Raw genomic sequence first — 16,600 nt, 5'->3', positions numbered from 1 at the left:
CCCCCCCCCCCCCCCCCCCCCCCCCCCCCCCCCCCCCCCCCCCCCCCCCCCCCCCCCCCCCCCCCCCCCCCCCCCCCCCCCCCCCCCCCCCCCCCGCGGCCGGGAAGGGGAGCGCTACTTCACCGCGCCCGCCATGACGCCCGCCACGAACTGGCGCTGGAAGGCGAAGAAGACGGCCAGCGGGATGACCATCGAGACGAACGCCCCGGGGCCCAGGATGTCGATGTTGTTGCCGAACTGCCGGACCTGCTGCTGCAGCGCCACCGTGATCGGCGGGTTGCCGCTGTCGGCGAAGATCAGGGCGACCAGCATGTCGTTCCAGACCCACAGGAACTGGAAGATGCCGAGCGAGGCGATAGCCGGGGCGCCCAGCGGCATGACGACGCGGAAGAAGAGCCGCAGCTCGCCCGCGCCGTCCAGCCGGGCCGCCTCCAGCAGCTCCCTGGGGATCTCGGCGAAGAAGTTCCGCAGCAGGAATATGGCGAAGGGCAGGCCGAAGGCGGTGTGGAAGAGCACCACACCGGTCGTCGTCTGGAAGATGCCGATCTCGCCGAAGAGCTTGGCCACCGGGATCAGGGCGACCTGGATCGGCACGACCAGCAGGCTGACGACGATCAGGAACCACCAGTCGCGGCCGGGGAAGTCCATCCAGGCGAACGCGTAACCGGCCAGCGCGCCGATGATGACCACCAGCAGGGTCGCCGGGACGGTGATGGCGAGGGTGGTCCACAGCGAGTCGGTGATCTGCTGGTTGCTCAGCAGCTTGTCGTACGCGTCGAAGGTCAGCTGCGACGGGTCGCTGAAGACCTTCCACCACCCCGAGATGTCCACCTGCGACGGGTCGCGCAGCGAGGACAGCAGCAGCCCCGCCGTCGGCATCAGCCAGAAGAGCCCGATGAGGACGAGGGCGACCTGCACCACCCCGCCCCCGGCCCGTTCCGCGATCCGCCCGACCAGGGACCGCTTCGCCTGTACGACCGTGTCCGCGCTGGTCATCGGCGGCTCTCCCTTCGAATCCGGCGGATGTTGACGAACATGACGGGCAGCACCAGCAACAGCAGCAGGACGGCGATCGCGCTGCCGAGGCCCTGGTTGACGTCGGTCCCGAAGGACGACTGGAAGAGCTGGAGCGCGAGGACGTTGGCGTCGTCCTGCGAGGGGCCCGGCGCGATGATGTAGACCAAGTCGAAGATCTTCATCACGTTGATCATCAGCGTGACGACGACGACCGAGAGCACCGGCGCCAGCAGCGGCACGGTGACCCGCCGGAAGACCTGCCACTCGTTGGCGCCGTCCATCCGCGCGGCCTCCATCAGCTCACGCGGTACGCCCGCGAGCCCCGCCGCGATGAGCACCATGGCGAAGCCCGCCCAGATCCAGACGTACGAACCGATGATGGCGGGGGTGACGAGGGACGGGCCGAGCCAGTCGATGCCGTTGTACGGCGCGGAGAAGTTCCAGGCGGGCAGCCGCAGCTGGGCGCCCTCGGCCTTGGCGGGCAGGGTGTACGTACCGTCCGCGGCCGAGGTCGCCTTCGCGACGACCTTGCCGTCCTTGACCGCCTCGATCTTGAGGTCGGCCATCGCCTTCTCGCCCTTGTCGATGGCGCCTTCCTTGCCGAGACCGCCCTTGGTGAAGTCGAACCAGACGGTGCCGGTGACCTTCCCGGCCTCGGGCCGCGCGGCCTTGGCGTCCTGCGCGCCGCTGATGTCGTCACGCTTGGCGGCGACCAGCGGAATCGAGGAGGGGGACCCGGCGCGGACGGTGTCCTGGGTGGTGAAGGAGCCGTTCTGGGATTCCGTCAGCCCGGCGGCCGGACGCGGATGGGCGCCGGGGAAGGGCGGCGAGGCGTTGAACGAGTCGTGCACGCCCACCCACATGGCGTTGGCCACGCCCTTGTCCGGATCCTGCTCGTACACCAGCCGGAAGATGATGCCCGCGGCCAGCATGGAGATCGCCATCGGCATGAAGACGATCAGCTTGAACGCGGTGGACCAGCGCACCCGCTCGGTGAGCACGGCGAAGATCAGGCCGAGCGCGGTGGAGATGGTCGGCGCCAGGATCAGCCAGATGATGTTGTTCTTGATGGCCGTCTTGGTCGCGTCGTCGGAGAACATCTCCGTGTAGTTGTCCAGGCCGACGAAGCCGTTGCCGCTCGCGTCGAAGAAGCTGCGGTAGACGGAGTAGCCGATCGGATAGACGACGAGCGCGCCGAGCAGCACCAGCGCGGGCAGCAGGAACACCGCCGCCAGCCAGGGCCGGGTGCCCAGGACGCCCTTCTTCTTGACGGTCGGTGTGGCCGGTGGGGCGGACGGTGCCCGGCCAGGTGTGGCCGCGCCGCCCGCTGTCGCGGTCGACATATGTGGATCTCCCGGTCGAGTCGTCAGTTCTTGTACGCCTTGGCGGCATCGGCTTCCAACTGGCGCTGGATTCCTTCCACGTTCCTCGGGTTCTTGAGGAAGTCCTGGAGCGCTTTCCATTCGCCCTGGGCGGGCTTTCCGCCGAAGGAGGCCGGGGCCTGGTCGGACATATCGAACCGGAAGTCATTGCCCGCCGCGATGAGCGCCTTGGCGATGTCGCGCATCGGGTCATTGGGATAGGCGCTGAATTTCACGTTTTTGTTCGCCGAGATGAACCCGCCGGACTGGGCCCAGATGGTCGCGGCGTCGGGCGACGCCAGGAAGGTCAGCAGCGCCTGCGCGGCCTTGCTGTTCTTCAGCGCCACGCCCACGTCGCCGCCGGTCACCACCGGTGGCTTGGCACCCACCGCCGGGAACGGGAACACCTTCGCGTCCCCGCCGAGTTCCGCGCCCGCGTCCGCGACATTCGCGGCGACGAAGTCGGCCTCGAAGACCATGCCCGCGTCGGGCTCGGCGGCGTTGCCGAACGCCTTGGTGACCGAGTCCGGGAACGCGGTCTGCAGCGCGCCGCTCCGGCCGCCCGCGACCAGGCCCTTGGTGCCCCACAGCTGGGCGAGGGTTTCCAGCGCCTTCTTGACGGACGGGTCGGTCCATTTGATTTTGTGCTGGGCGAGCTGGTCGTACTTCTTGGGCCCCGCCTGGGAGAGGTAGACGTTCTCGAACCAGTCGGTCAGCGTCCAGCCGTCCTGGCCGCCGATCGCGATCGCGTCGGTGCCGGAATCCGAGATCAGCTGGGCCTGGGCCAGGAATTGCTTCCAGGTCTTCGGTACCTTCGCGCCCGCGTAGTCGAAGGCCGAGGTGTTGTACCAGATCAGGGACTTGTTGCTGGCCTTGAAATACACCCCGTACTGCTTGCCGTCGTACGAGCCGAGATCCTGCCAGCCCTTGGCGAAGTTCTTGTTCACCTCCGCCTTGGCGGCGGGGTCGAGCGGTTTCGCCCAGCCCTTCTGCGCGAATTCGCGCATGACCCCGACCTGGCCGACCATCGCCACGTCCGGCGGGGAGCCGCCCGCGATCTTCGATCCGACGAAGCCCGCCATGTCGTCACCGCTGGGCACGAAGGAGACCTTGGCGCCGGTGCGCTTCTCGAACTCCTTCAGCACCTTGGTGAAGTTCTCCTGCTCGGTGCCCGTCCAGACGGCGGTGACCTGGAGCTTCTGGCCCTTGAGGCTGGGCAGTTTCACGGTGACCGGCGGTGGGCCGCCGCTGACCGTGTCCCCGTCGTCGCCGCCGCAGCCGGCGGCGGTGAGCATGAGCGCTCCCGCCGATGCCGCGGCCAGCGTGGCTCGTGCCGTTCGCTTCTTCCGCTTCCTGCGAAGCGATTTCTGCATCCCCGTTTCCTTCCGATGCCGACCGCCTCGCGCGCGGTCGTGTCCCGTGCGACAGTCCTACGCCCGGTCACCCAACGTGGCAATACCGTTTTCGGCGTTCACTCACGGTCGTGACCGGGCCGTGATGAACGCCGAATCACAAGGTGGCGCGGAAGGGGCAGATCCGATCGGTCAAGGCGTCAATTAATCGGTGGGGTGGACGAGGCCGTGAGGGGGGCGGCCGGTCAGATCAGGGCTGGCGCGGTCGGCGCGTCCGCGGACTGCGCGGCGCGCTGGAGCGCGCTGGCGAGCAGCGCCAGATCCGTCGGCCCGTTGCCCAGCTCGCGCAGCGGGCGGCGGGCCGGGGGATCGCCCATCCGCTCCCACTCCAGCGGTACGACCGTCGGCCGCTGGGTGGCGGTGCGCGGTATCCGCCCGGTGACCCGGCCAGCCTGGAACGGGGTCGTCGCCGCGTCGTCGGGGCGCAGCAGACGGCCGCGGCCGGGAGCGTGCTCACCGCCGGACTCACCGGACGCGTCGGACGCGTGGGTCTCCGCCTCCGGCCGCTCGGACGAGGCGGGCCCCAGCGGACGGGGCTCCAGCACGATCCGCAGCCCGGCCCGCTCGACCGCCGCCGTATCCGCCGTACGGTCCGGGCGGCCGGACGCCGCCACCAGATGGACGCCGAGATGGGCGCCGTCGCGGGCGATCGCCTCCAGCGCGCGCACCACCGAACCGGCCGCCGGGCGGCCCGGGCTGCCGAGGGCCGGGGCCACCAGCGCGTCGAAGTCGTCGACGAGGACGACGAGGCGGGGGAACGGGCGCGGGGCTTCCGCGGTGCGCCCTTCGGGGGCGTGCTGCTCGCCCTGGTCGTGCTGGTCGTGGCGGTCCTGGCGGCCGCGCTGGGGGCGCAGCTTCAGCGTCGTACTGGGCGGTGGGTCGATGTCACCGGCGGAGCGCGGCGCGACCACCCGCGGGGAGGCGCCACCGGCCGCGCTCGCGCCCGTACCCTCCCGGAACCGGGTGTGCCAGGTGACGAAGTCCAGTCGGCCCAGCAGCTCGGCCCGGCGCTTCAGCTCCGAGGTGAGCGCCTGCGCGAACTCCCGCATCCGCACCGGGTCGGAGGCGGCAAGATACGTCGACACATGCGGCAGATCGGTGCACACCCGCAGCCCTTCGCCGCGCTCCGCGCCGCCGCTCGCCCCCGCGCCGTCGAGGAGCACCAGCTCCAGCCGGTCGGGCCGTTCGGCAGCGGCGAGGGAGGCGGCCAGCGACCGCAGCAGCTCCGTCTTGCCGGTGCCCGCCCCGCCGTCGATCAGCAGATGCGGGCCGTCGGCGGCCAGATCGACGGCGACCGGCCCGCGCGGTCCGGCGCCCAGCACCGCGAGCGCCCGGCCGCCCGCCGGGACCTCGTCCGCGGCGGCCGCCCAACGCGCCATCAGCGAGGCGGGCGTGGCCCGGGCGAGCCCCAACTCGTCCAGCAGCCGGGCCGAGTCGGGCAGCGGGGCCGCCACCTGCCGCCCGGCCTCGTCGCCATGGCCGGAAGCGGCCGGGCGCAGGGGCGCGAGCGCCCGCGCGAACCGCTCGGCCCACGCCCCCGACACCGCGTCCACAGTGGCCGCCGTGGTGGCCCCGGCCACCCACATGGGCACGCCCGCGCCGCCGGTGGCGGCATCCCGGCGCACAATCTGCAGCCCGGTGGCCACATCACCGCTCAGCAGCGCCGCCACCTCGCACGACGCGAACGCCGCGGAGGCCGCGCACGCCGTCTCGTAACTCACCGACAGCGGTGAGGCGGGCGACGCGGCCGGGGCCTCGGCCAGACACAGCAGATGGATCCCGGCCTCCGGTCCGCCGACCGCCAGCCGCCCGAGCGCCTCGCGCAGCGCGGGCGGGCCCGGATCGCCGTCCACGATCACCACGGTGGAGGGCTCGGCCGGGCCCGCGGCGGCGTCGTCCAGCCGCCGGGTCAGCTCCGCCGTACGGGCCGTCACCTGCTCCGCGTCGTACGCCAGCAGCAGTCGGCAGTCCTGCCCGCGCAACGGCTGGAGCTGCGGCAGCCAGCCCAGCCAGGACCACTCGGCGGGCCGGTCCTCGGTGCTGAGCAGCACGATCTCCAGCGTGCCGGGCGCGTGCAGCGCCGCGAGCTGCGCCACGACGGACCGGGCGAGCCCGGCCAGCCGCCCGCGCGGCCCCGCCAGCCCCAGCGAACCCGCCTGCCGCAGATCTACGGTCACGGGCGCGGCGGGCAGCAGCCCGCCCGCGCCGGAGAGCCGGTCGGCGGAGCCGAGCCGCACGGTGAGCGTGTCCGGGTGGCCCGGCCCGCGCTCCCACAGCCGCGGCCCCGGCCCCAGCGCCGTCATCAGCACGGCGGCCGGGTCCGGCCACCGCCGGTGCAGCGCGGCGGCCTCCTCGGCCGCCCGCGCCGCCAGGTCCTCGGCGCCCACCGTCTGGTCCGCGCCCCGCTCGTCCCCGCCCCGGCCCCCGGTCAGCTGCCGTACCCAGGCCCCTATCCCGCGCCGCCGGACCTGCGCCCCGGGAGCGTCGTACGCGTACGCCCCCGCCTCGCCGATCCCCTCCGGCACGGTGGTCCCCTCCGGCACGGTGGTCCCCCGCAACGGCGTCCCCCGCCCGCCGCGCCCCACGTCGGGACCTGCGGCCCGGGGGTTTCCGCCCGCGGGCGTCCCGGGGCCCCAGCCATCTGCCGCGCCGCCGTACGGAGCGCCGGGGCGCGCGGGGGCGCCTGGCTGCCCGCCGGGGCGTTGGCCGGTCGCGCCGCGCGTCTCGGTGTCGGCCGCGCCGCCGCCCGCCGGGCCTGAGGTCCAGGGGGCCTGTGCGCCGCGCGGCCCACCGTCCGCTCCCGGGCCTCCGGCCCATGGCTCCTGGCTGCCACGCCCGGGGTCGCTGGCCGCGCCGTCGGGCGCTGGGGCGCCCGGCCGTCCGGCGGGGGCGCGGTCGGTTCCGCCGGGGCGGCCCGTGCCGCTGGCCGCGCCGCGATGGCTGCCGTCGCTCGGCCAGGGTTCCTGTCCGCCGGGGGCGCGGTTGCCGTGGGGCGGGTTGCCGCCCGCGTCGGGTCGTCCGGTGGGGCCGCGGTCATCGGCCGGGCGTCGGTCGGTCGCGCCACGCTGCCCGGGGAGCCCACCGCCCGCCGGGCCTCCGGCCGCGCCCGGCTGTCCGGTGGGGCTGTGGTCTGCGGGGTGCCTGCCTCCGCCCGTGCGGCCGTCGCCCGGCCAGGGTTCCTGTGCGCCGGGGGCGCGGTTGCCGTGGGGCGGGTTGCCGCCCGCGCCCGGTTGTCCGGCGCGGCCACGGTCGTCGGCCGCGCCGCGCGGTCCGGTGGCGGTCGGGCTGCCGTGCGGCGGGCCGCTGTCCGCTGCCGGACCTCCGGCCCGGGGGCCGCGGTCCGCGGGGTTGCCACCGCCCGTGCGGGCGTCGCCCGGCCAGGGTTGCTGCGCGCCGTGGGTGGGGGCCGCGGACCGCCCGCCGGGAGCGGGGCTGCCGTAGGGCGCGCCGCCGCCGTCGCCCGGCGGGCCCTCGGCCCAGGGGGGCCCTTCGCCGCCGGGGTGCGCCGGGGCTGCCGGGATCCCCGCGCCCGTGCCGTGGGTGGTGGGGGCCCCAGAGGTGATGCCCTGGGCACCGGCGTGGGTCGTGGCGTCCCACTGGCCCACCGGGGCCCAGCCCCGGCCGGGGTGGCGGGCGGGCTGGGTCGGGGCGCCGGTCCAGGGGCCCTTGGCGTGGGCCACGCCGTCCGTACGAGGAGTGACCCTCAGGTGGCCCTCGCCGTCCGGGTGGACGGGGAGGCGGGCGGGGGAGGACGGGGCCGCCCCCGGGGCACGCAGCCGCAGCGCGGATTCGCCGATCCGGAGCAGCGCGCCCGGCGCGAGCGGTACGGGGTCGGGGCCGACCGGGGCGCCGTCGGCGGCGGTGCCGTTCGTCGAGCCGAGGTCGGCGATGGTCACCCGGCCGTCCTCGGTGACCGTCACGGCGCAGTGCAGCCGGGAGACGTCGGGGTCGTCCAGAGGGACGTCGGCGTCGGCGGAGCGGCCGATGCGGACCTGGCCGCCGTGCAGCAGGTGGACGCCGCCCGCGTCGGGCCCCGCGATCACGTCCAGATGGACCGTGGCGTCGGACACCGCCGCCTCGGGCAGGCCGGGGTAGCCCGGATAGCCGGGGTAGTGATCGGGGTCGGCCGGGGCGTGGAGGGAGAGGACCGCGCCGTCCACCAGCGGCGGCTCGCCGAGCGCGCAGCGCTGGGGGTCCAGCCGCTCCGAGCCCGCGAAGACCACGACCGCGCCGGTGCCGCCCCCGGCGTCGTGCCCGGCCGCGGCGACGGCGGCGGCGAGGCCGCTCGTCACGGAGGCGAGGGCGGTGCCGACGGGAGCGGTCACGAGCACGTCCACCGCGCCCGCGAGGGCGTGCGGCGGCGGCGCGGGCGCAGGATGGCCGGAACGGCCAGGGTGGGCGCTGCGCGGCCCGAGGACGGTCAGCCGAATCTGCATCGCCGTCAACGGTCCCTTCTGTCCGGGGGGCCGGGCGGGGGTGCCAACCCCGCCGTCTCGCCCCCAGGCGCTTCGGCACGTACAGGTCCGTACGGGATCGTACGGATCACGGAGCGTGAGCCCCCCGCCGCTCGGCGCTTCCGTGCTGCGTGCATCCTCGCACCTGCCGCTGACACTTCGCCTGCCGCCCGGCGCCACATGATCTTGATTGGTCGGCTAGTCGGCCGAAACTGGCTGATTGCGACCGGATCCGCTGCGTCGGCACGACCGGATCGGCTGTGTTAAGAGGACGGGATCGGGCAACCGACTCCCCGGATCACGCGTCTTTCCCGGGGGTTCCGCGGTGGCCCGGCACACCCCGTCGTGCGCCGCTCAAGCGGTGATCAGCAGTGATCGGTACGGCACCTGGTCCGTCCCCATTACAGTGGGCGGACGAGCACGGCAGGCAGTACAAGCGATGCAGCAAGCGATGCAAGCGATATGACCACGACCAGGGAGCGCACGTGCGGCCGGTAGGCAGCAAGTACCTGCTCGAGGAGCCGCTCGGACGCGGAGCCACGGGCACCGTCTGGCGGGCCAGCCAGCGGGAGACGGCGGGCGCCGAGGCGGCCGTGGCCGGGCAGCCCGGCGAGACGGTCGCGATCAAGGTCCTCAAGGAGGAGCTGGCGAACGACGCGGACATCGTCATGCGCTTTCTCCGCGAGCGTTCCGTACTGCTCCGTCTCACCCACCCCAACATCGTCCGCACCCGGGATCTCGTCGTCGAGGGCGATATGCTCGCACTCGTCATGGACCTGATCAACGGTCCGGATCTCCACAACTACCTGCGCGCCAACGGCCCGTTCACGCCGGTCGCCGCGTCCCTCCTCATGGCGCAGACCGCCGACGCGCTCGCCGCCAGCCACGCCGACGGCATCGTGCACCGCGACCTCAAGCCCGCCAACGTGCTCCTCGCGGGCACCGGCGAGGGCGAGCAGATGCACCCGATGCTGACCGACTTCGGCATCGCGCGGCTCGCCGACTCGCCCGGTCTGACCCGGACTCAGGAGTTCGTCGGCACCCCCGCCTACGTGGCGCCGGAGTCCGCCGAGGGCCGTCCGCAGACGTCCGCGGTGGACATCTACGGCGCGGGCATCATGCTGTACGAGCTGGTCACCGGCCGTCCGCCGTTCGCGGGCAACACCGCGCTCGAGGTGCTGCACCGGCACCTCAGCGAGGAGCCGCGCCGCCCCACGACCGTGCCCGAGCCGCTGTGGACGGTCATAGAGCGCTGTCTGCGGAAGAACCCGGACGAGCGCCCGAGCGCCGAGAGCCTGGCCCGGGGCCTGCGTACGGTCGCCGCCGGTATCGGCGTGCACGCCTCGGCCGCGCAGGCGGAGGCCGCCCTCGGCGTCGCCGCGCTGCTCGCGCCGGATCCGGCACCGGCCCCGGTCCCGGACACCGCCCCGGGGGACGCGGGCGACGCGACCCAGGTGCTGCCGACGAACGCGCCGGGCAACCAGCCCTCGTACGACCCGGCCGCGGCCACCAACGTGCTCCCCACCACGGGCCCCGACGCCGACCCCACCCAGGCGATGCCCACGAACGGCCCGGGCGCCCCCGGGGCGGACCCCACCCGGGCCATGCCCCCGGTGCCGCCCGGCGGCGTTCCCGGGCAGGACGATCCGCACCCCTGGCAGAACCAGCTGCGCGCGGCCCGCGACCGCAACGAGCAGACGCAGGTCCAGTACCTCGACCCGAGCGAGGACCCGCTGCGCCGCCGCCCCACCCGCCCCGCGCCGCAGCAGCCGCCGCAGGGGTACGGCCAGCAGGGATACCAGCAGCAGGGGTACCAGCAGCAGCAACAGCAGCAGTACCAGCAACAGCAGTACCAGCAGCCGCAGCAGCCCCCGCAGCCGCCGCCGTCGCGTCGGCAGCAGCGCCGTCAGCAACAGCAGCAGCCGCAGCAGTACGCCCCGGCCCCGCAGCGCCCCCAGGAGCCGCAGCCGCAGCGCTACGCGCCGCCGCCGCAGCAGCCGGAGCCGCGCCGCGAGCCCCGGTCGCGCGGCTCCAACCCCAACAAGATGAAGATCCCCGGGCTCGGCTGCCTCAAGGGCTGCCTGTTCGTGATCCTGATCCTGGTGGTGGGTTCCTGGCTGATCTGGGAGCTGACCCCGCTCAAGGACTGGGTCGCGGAGGGCAAGGGCTACTGGGACGCGGTCTCGTCCTGGGTCACCGAGGTCAAAGACTGGATCTCCGCTCTCGGCGGCCCGAGCTAGCCCCGGCGGCCCGGGCCCGATCGGCGGCCCGGGCCGACCCTCGGCTGAGTCCGCCGGACCCTTCGGCACACCCCTCAACACCCCGACCGATGCGCCGAGTCAGGTGATTTGTCGACATCCAAGGGGTGTTTTCCGCTCAGAAGTGACAGTTGGCGCTGTCTGATGCCCCCAACGCGCCAGTAGCCGCGTAGCTTTGTCGCCAACGTGCCCCCTGTCGGAGGATTCGGAGCAGTCTTGTCACGGAAGATCGGCAGCCGGTACACCGCGCACCAGGTCCTGGGCCGCGGCAGCGCCGGCACGGTGTGGCTGGGCGAGGGCCCCGAGGGCCCGGTCGCCATCAAGCTCCTGCGCGAGGATCTCGCCTCCGACCAGGAGCTGGTAGGCCGTTTCGTACAGGAGCGCACCGCGCTGCTCAGCCTCGACCACCCCCGGGTGGTCGGAGTGCGCGATCTCGTGGTGGACGGCAACGACCTGGCGCTCGTCATGGACCTGATCCGCGGTACGGATCTGCGCACCCGGCTCGACCGCGAGCGGCGGCTGTCCCCGGAGGCCGCCGTCGCGATCTCCGCGGACGTCGCCGACGGGCTGGCCGCGGCGCACGCCGCCGGGATCGTGCACCGGGACGTCAAGCCGGAGAACGTCCTGCTGGACATGCAGGGCCCGCTCGGCCCCGGCCGCTCCCACCCCGCCCTGCTGACCGACTTCGGCATCGCGCGCCTGGTCGACGAACCGGGCCGGGCCCGCGTCGGCCGTCCGGCCCGCGGCCAGCAGTCGTCCCAGGGCCGCTCGCCCAACCCGCGCAGCGTGATCGGCACCCCCGACTACCTCGCGCCGGAGATCATCGAGGGGCTGCCGCCGCGCGCGAGCGTGGATGTGTACGCGCTGGCCACGGTGTTGTACGAGCTGCTGGCGGGCTTCACCCCGTTCGGCGGCGGCCACCCCGGCGCGATCCTGCGCCGCCATGTGACGGAGACCGTCGCCCCGCTGCCCGGCATCCCCGACGAGCTGTGGCAGCTGCTGCTCCAGTGCCTCGCCAAGGCCCCCGCCTCCCGGCTGCGCGCCTCCGAGCTGGCCGCGCGGCTGCGCGAGATCCTGCCCACGCTGGCCGGATACCCGCCGCTGGACATCGACGAGCCGGACGAGACCGACGAGGAGCAGGACGCCGAGGGCGCGTCCCCGGAGGGCGGGCAGCGGTCCGCTCCCGCCGGACCGGGCCAGGGGTACGGACAGGGATACGGCCAGGGCGGGCCGCAGCAGCAGCGGCGGCGCGGCGCCGTCCCACTGGTCCCGGGCACGGTCCCGGACAGCAGCCGGGAGACGCACACCAGCATGCGCGTGCCCAGCGCGGACGAGCTGGCGGGCGGCGCGCACGGCACCGCGCGCGCCCCGCGCGTCCACGGTCAGCGCCGGGCGGGCTCGGCGCGCCATCCCGCGGTCTCGGGGGCGCTGCGCCGCCGTCGGCTCAAGGTCGCCGCGGCCACGGTGGCGGCGCTGGTCGCCGTGGGCGTCGGATGGCTGGTCGCGAGCGGCGGTGACGGTGGCGATGCGCCCAAGGGCGGCGAGCACTCGTCCTCGCAGGACTCGGGGCAGTGATGCGGGCCGGTGACCAAGGACAGTGACTCAGGACAGTGACTCCGGGCAGGACCCCTGTGACGCCCTGAGAGCCCGCTGTCCCGGCGAGGGACCGACGGGCCGGAGATCCTTCTATAGCGGTTAGGCTGGTGCACGTGGCAGTCGTCGATGTATCCGAAGAGCTGAAGTCCCTCTCCTCGACCATGGGGTCGATCGAGGCCGTCCTGGACCTCGACAAGATGCGGGCCGACATCGCCGTGCTCGAGGAGCAGGCGGCGGCCCCGTCTCTGTGGGACGACCCGGACAACGCGCAGAAGGTCACCAGCAAGCTCTCCTATCTCCAGGGGCATCTGCGCCGGGCCGAGGAGCTGCGCGGCCGGATCGACGACCTCGAGGTGCTGTTCGAGCTGGCCTCCGACGAGGGCGACGAGGATGCCCGCGCCGAGGCCGAGACCGAGCTGCAGGCCGTGCGCAAGGCCGTCGACGAGATGGAGGTGCGTACCCTCCTGTCCGGCGAGTACGACGCCCGTGAGGCGCTCGTCAACATCCGCGCCGAGGCGGGCGGCGTCGACGCCGCCGACTTCGCCGAGCAGCTGCAGCGGATGTATCTGCGCTGGGCCGAGCGGCACGGCTACAAGACGGAGATCTACGAGACCTCGTACGCGGAGGAGGCCGGCATCAAGTCGACCACCTTCGCCGTGCAGACGCCGTACGCGTACGGCACGCTCTCCGTCGAGCAGGGCACCCACCGCCTGGTGCGCATCTCGCCGTTCGACAACCAGGGCCGCCGTCAGACCTCCTTCGCGGGGGTCGAGGTGCTGCCGGTGGTCGAGCAGACCGACCACATCGAGATCGACGAGTCCGAGCTGCGGGTCGACGTCTACCGTTCGTCGGGCCCCGGCGGGCAGGGCGTCAACACCACCGACTCCGCGGTGCGGTTGACCCACATCCCGACCGGCATCGTGGTCTCCTGTCAGAACGAGCGCTCGCAGATCCAGAACCGGGCGACCGCGATGAACGTCCTCCAGGCGAAGCTCCTCGAGCGCCGCCGCCAGGAGGAGCAGGCCAAGATGGACGCGCTCAAGGGCGACGGCGGCAATTCCTGGGGCAACCAGATGCGTTCGTACGTCCTGCACCCGTACCAGATGGTCAAGGACCTGCGCACCGAGTTCGAGGTCGGCAACCCGCAGGGGGTGCTCGACGGCGAGCTGGACGGCTTCCTGGAGGCCGGAATCCGCTGGCGCAAGCAGCGGGAGCAGGGGAACTAGACCCCCTCGCGACGGTCTTTCCGATCGCCAAGTGGTCGCCAAGTGGTCTCCCAGGGACCTTTTTTGGTCACAGTCCTGTACCCATGCGTCACACAAGCGCCTTCATAGCGGACATCTCGCACTCAAAGACGCTTGACGGTGCCATGAAAACTGGGAAGGCTGACGCGCGGCATGCGTATGACTGGGGCGCGTGTGAACGGGGACCGGCGGATCGCCTGAGCAGGCAGAGCTCGCGGAATCTCTCCCCCTGACGGCCGTGGCCCCGTGCATAGCTGCTCTCCATTACGAGTACAGCTACTGGGGGTAGCAGGCAGATGACGAAGAAGACGCGGCTGCGTGTCGCGCGCATAGCGGCCGCCGCGGTGATCGCCGCTGGTGCGTCGCTGACCGCCGCCGGCGCCGCATCGGCCGTGGGGATCGACGTGGGGATCGGTGGCGTCGACGCCTCGGTCAACGCGGACGAGAAGGGCCTCGACGTCGGCGTCGGCGTCCACAACCCCGACGACCCGACCGACGAGCCCACCGACGAGCCCACCGGCATTCCGACCGGTGATCCCACCGACGACCCGACGGACGAGCCCACCGGCCTGCCCACCGGGCTGCCGACGCTCCCGACGGGCGAGCCGACCGACGAGCCCACGGGCCAGCCGACGGACGAGCCCACCGACGAGCCGACGGACCAGCCCACGGGCCAGCCGACGGACGAGCCGACGGACGAGCCCTCCGGGCAGCCCAGCTCCTCGCCCAGCCAGGGCGGCGGCGCGGGTGGCGACGACTCCACGTGCACCGTGGACCTCGACTCCACCAACTGCGACGACAACACGGACACCGACAGCGTCGGCTCCAAGCCGGTCGAGCAGGGCAAGGCCAAGGAGGAGCTGGCCGAGACCGGTGCCTCCTCCGAGACCACCTTCCTGCTGATCGGTGCCGCGACCATGATCGCGGGTGGCATCGGCTTCCGCGTCGTGCCGCGTCTCGCGAGCCGCAACAACAACGTGGCCTGATCCATAGCCGCACGCACGTCGAGGGGCCCGGAGCGCTGCAGAGCTCCGGGCCCCTCGGGCGTCTGTGCTGTGCTGTTCCGTACCGGCCGGTGACCGGTAACGCTGCGTTACGCCGCGGCCGCCATCTCGTGAGCGAGCACGGCCACCGCGATCAGCGCCACCAGGAGCGCTATCAGGGCGGCGGGCGTCAGCCCGGCGAAGGGACCCTCCTGCTGCTGGAGGCGCTCCCTGCTGGCCCGGCAGACCGGGCAGCGGCCCTCGCTGACGGGGCTCGCGCAGTTGGCGCAGACGAGCCTGTCGTACGTCATGCGCTTTCTCCTCCCGCGCGGCGGTGCCGCAGTAGATATGGGGCCAACGCTCGGGGAAATGGGTTGGTTCCCCTTCCACTGTGCCAGCTTCCGCCCGGTTCGGCGCGCCCCGCACGATTCCGTGCCGCATCCGTACCGGTTCTGTGGCCGTTTCGGACGACTCGACGGCCGCTTTGTCAACCGTTTGCCCCCAATAGTGCCGTGAATAAACGCACCAAGCCGGATGGGCGCTGCGGACCCGTGCGCGGTTCGCGTATGGTCACGCTCACCGACGGGAGCCGCTCCGGCTGCAGCCCGTACCGCTACCCAGGTCACCGTGGTGCATCAGTGATCCGATTCGACAACGTATCCAAGACTTACCCCAAGCAGACCCGTCCCGCACTCCGGGATGTCTCGCTCGAGATCGAGAAGGGCGAGTTCGTCTTCCTGGTGGGCTCCTCGGGATCGGGAAAGTCCACCTTTCTCCGGCTGCTGCTCCGGGAGGAGCGTGCGAGCCACGGCGCGGTCCATGTGCTGGGCAAGGATCTCGCGCGGCTGTCCAACTGGAAGGTGCCGCAGATGCGCCGCCAGCTGGGCACGGTGTTCCAGGACTTCCGGCTGCTCCCCAACAAGACGGTCGGTGAGAACGTCGCCTTCGCGCTGGAGGTGATCGGCAAGCCGCGCGGCGCCATCCGCAAGACCGTTCCCGAGGTGCTCGACCTGGTGGGTCTGGGCGGCAAGGACGAGCGGATGCCCGGCGAGCTGTCCGGCGGTGAGCAGCAGCGCGTGGCCATCGCCCGCGCGTTCGTGAACCGGCCGATGCTGCTGATCGCCGACGAGCCGACGGGCAACCTCGACCCGCAGACCTCCGTTGGGATCATGAAGCTGCTGGACCGGATCAACCGGACCGGCACCACGGTCGTGATGGCCACGCACGACCAGCAGATCGTGGACCAGATGCGCAAGCGCGTGATCGAACTTGAGAAGGGCCGTCTCGTCCGCGACCAGTCCCGCGGCGTCTACGGCTACCAGCACTGAAAGGACGCCATGCGCGCCCAGTTCGTCCTGTCGGAGATCGGCGTCGGTCTCCGCCGTAATCTCACGATGACCTTCGCGGTGATCGTCTCCGTAGCCCTCTCGCTCGCCCTGTTCGGCGGGTCCCTGCTGATGAGCCAGCAGGTGAGCACGATGAAGGGCTATTGGTACGACAAGGTCAACGTCTCGATCTTCCTCTGCAACAAGAACGACAAGGAGTCCTCGGCCAACTGCGCGAAAGGCGCGGCCACCGACGTCCAGAAAAAGGAGATCCGCTCCGAACTGAACCAGATGAACATCGTCGACTCGGTTCAGTTCGAGACCAGCGAGCAGGCGTACAAGCACTACAAGGAGCAGTTCGGCGATTCTCCGCTCGCCGATTCGCTGACGCCGGACCAGATGCAGGAGTCCTTCCGTATCAAGCTGAAGGACCCGACGCGGTACGACGTCATCTCCACCGCCTTCGCCGCCCGGCCCGGGGTGCAGGAGGTACAGGACCAAAAGGCCCTGGTCGACGATCTCTTCAATCTGCTCAACGGCATGAACTACGCGGCGCTCGGCGTGATGACGCTGATGCTGGTGGTCGCGTTGATGCTGATCGTGAACACGGTCCGGGTGTCGGCGTTCAGCCGGCGCCGGGAGACCGGGATCATGCGGCTCGTCGGCGCGTCCAGCTTCTATATCCAGATGCCGTTCATCATGGAGGCCGCCATCGCGGGGCTGATGGGCGCGGGCTTCGCCTGCGTACTCCTCGTCAGCGGCCAGTACTTCCTGGTCGACAACTGGCTCGCGGGCAAGATCGACGTGATCAACTTCATCGGCTGGGACGCGGTGCTGGCCAAGTTGCCGCTCGTGCTGGCGATTGGGCTGCTCATGCCCGCCCTCGCGGCGTTCTTCGCGCTCCGCAAGTACCTCAAGGTGTGACATTCGCCTAGGGCGCCGTACCTCAC

11 protein-coding genes are annotated in these 16,600 nt (G+C 72.4%); 6 read left to right on the top strand and 5 right to left on the bottom strand.

Features of this window, described 5'->3' with window-relative positions:
- Positions 1 to 114: 114 nt before the first annotated feature.
- The 4 genes from ACZ59A_RS43910 to ACZ59A_RS43895 form a co-directional block, all read right to left on the bottom strand.
- Complete coding sequence (locus ACZ59A_RS43910) at positions 115 to 996, bottom strand: carbohydrate ABC transporter permease (RefSeq protein ID WP_468055153.1); 882 nt, start codon at positions 994 to 996, stop codon at positions 115 to 117.
- Positions 993 to 2,360 carry a carbohydrate ABC transporter permease gene (locus ACZ59A_RS43905; protein WP_470971221.1) on the bottom strand — a complete coding sequence of 456 codons (1,368 nt, stop codon included), beginning with the start codon at positions 2,358 to 2,360 and terminating at the stop codon, positions 993 to 995. Before ACZ59A_RS43905 ends, ACZ59A_RS43910 begins: the two co-directional genes overlap by 4 nt.
- Before the next feature lie 23 nt (positions 2,361 to 2,383).
- Positions 2,384 to 3,751 carry an ABC transporter substrate-binding protein gene (locus tag ACZ59A_RS43900; RefSeq protein WP_470971218.1) on the bottom strand — a complete coding sequence of 456 codons (1,368 nt, stop codon included), beginning with the start codon at positions 3,749 to 3,751 and terminating at the stop codon, positions 2,384 to 2,386.
- Positions 3,752 to 3,975: 224 nt separating this feature from the next.
- The gene (locus ACZ59A_RS43895) at positions 3,976 to 8,226 is read right to left on the bottom strand and encodes an FtsK/SpoIIIE domain-containing protein (RefSeq protein ID WP_470971216.1); all 4,251 of its coding nucleotides are present in this window, start codon (positions 8,224 to 8,226) and stop codon (positions 3,976 to 3,978) included.
- 503 nt (positions 8,227 to 8,729) lie between these two features.
- On the opposite strand from ACZ59A_RS43895, the gene ACZ59A_RS43890 reads away from it, so the two are divergent.
- From ACZ59A_RS43890 to ACZ59A_RS43875, 4 genes are all read left to right on the top strand, one after another.
- Positions 8,730 to 10,484, top strand: a complete 1,755-nt coding sequence (locus ACZ59A_RS43890) for a serine/threonine-protein kinase (RefSeq protein WP_470971213.1) — start codon at positions 8,730 to 8,732, stop codon at positions 10,482 to 10,484.
- Between the two features lie 234 nt (positions 10,485 to 10,718).
- Positions 10,719 to 12,077 (top strand): serine/threonine-protein kinase, encoded by a 1,359-nt coding sequence (locus tag ACZ59A_RS43885; protein ID WP_470971210.1) that lies wholly within the window; start codon positions 10,719 to 10,721, stop codon positions 12,075 to 12,077.
- Positions 12,078 to 12,211: 134 nt separating this feature from the next.
- Entirely contained in the window at positions 12,212 to 13,324 is a 1,113-nt protein-coding gene (gene prfB, locus ACZ59A_RS43880; RefSeq protein WP_470971207.1) for a peptide chain release factor 2, read from the top strand.
- A 314-nt stretch (positions 13,325 to 13,638) separates the two neighbouring features.
- Positions 13,639 to 14,328, top strand: coding sequence for a hypothetical protein (locus tag ACZ59A_RS43875; RefSeq protein WP_470971204.1), 690 nt, complete (start codon positions 13,639 to 13,641; stop codon positions 14,326 to 14,328).
- A gap of 107 nt (positions 14,329 to 14,435) precedes the next feature.
- On the opposite strand, the gene ACZ59A_RS43870 is transcribed toward ACZ59A_RS43875, so the two are convergent.
- Positions 14,436 to 14,636 (bottom strand): hypothetical protein, encoded by a 201-nt coding sequence (locus tag ACZ59A_RS43870; RefSeq protein WP_055555454.1) that lies wholly within the window; start codon positions 14,634 to 14,636, stop codon positions 14,436 to 14,438.
- A 327-nt stretch (positions 14,637 to 14,963) separates the two neighbouring features.
- On the opposite strand from ACZ59A_RS43870, the gene ftsE reads away from it, so the two are divergent.
- Both ftsE and ftsX read left to right on the top strand, forming a co-directional pair.
- On the top strand, positions 14,964 to 15,653 hold the full coding sequence (gene ftsE / locus ACZ59A_RS43865; protein ID WP_201857601.1) for a cell division ATP-binding protein FtsE: 690 nt from the start codon (positions 14,964 to 14,966) through the stop codon (positions 15,651 to 15,653).
- 9 nt (positions 15,654 to 15,662) lie between these two features.
- Positions 15,663 to 16,574: a permease-like cell division protein FtsX gene (gene ftsX, locus ACZ59A_RS43860; RefSeq protein WP_468055135.1), complete on the top strand. Its 912-nt coding sequence runs from the start codon at positions 15,663 to 15,665 to the stop codon at positions 16,572 to 16,574.
- Positions 16,575 to 16,600: the final 26 nt, after the last annotated feature.

It is taken from the genome of Streptomyces sp. NPDC040405 (genome assembly GCF_055595765.1).
This window is presented reverse-complemented; position numbering and strand designations above follow the sequence as displayed.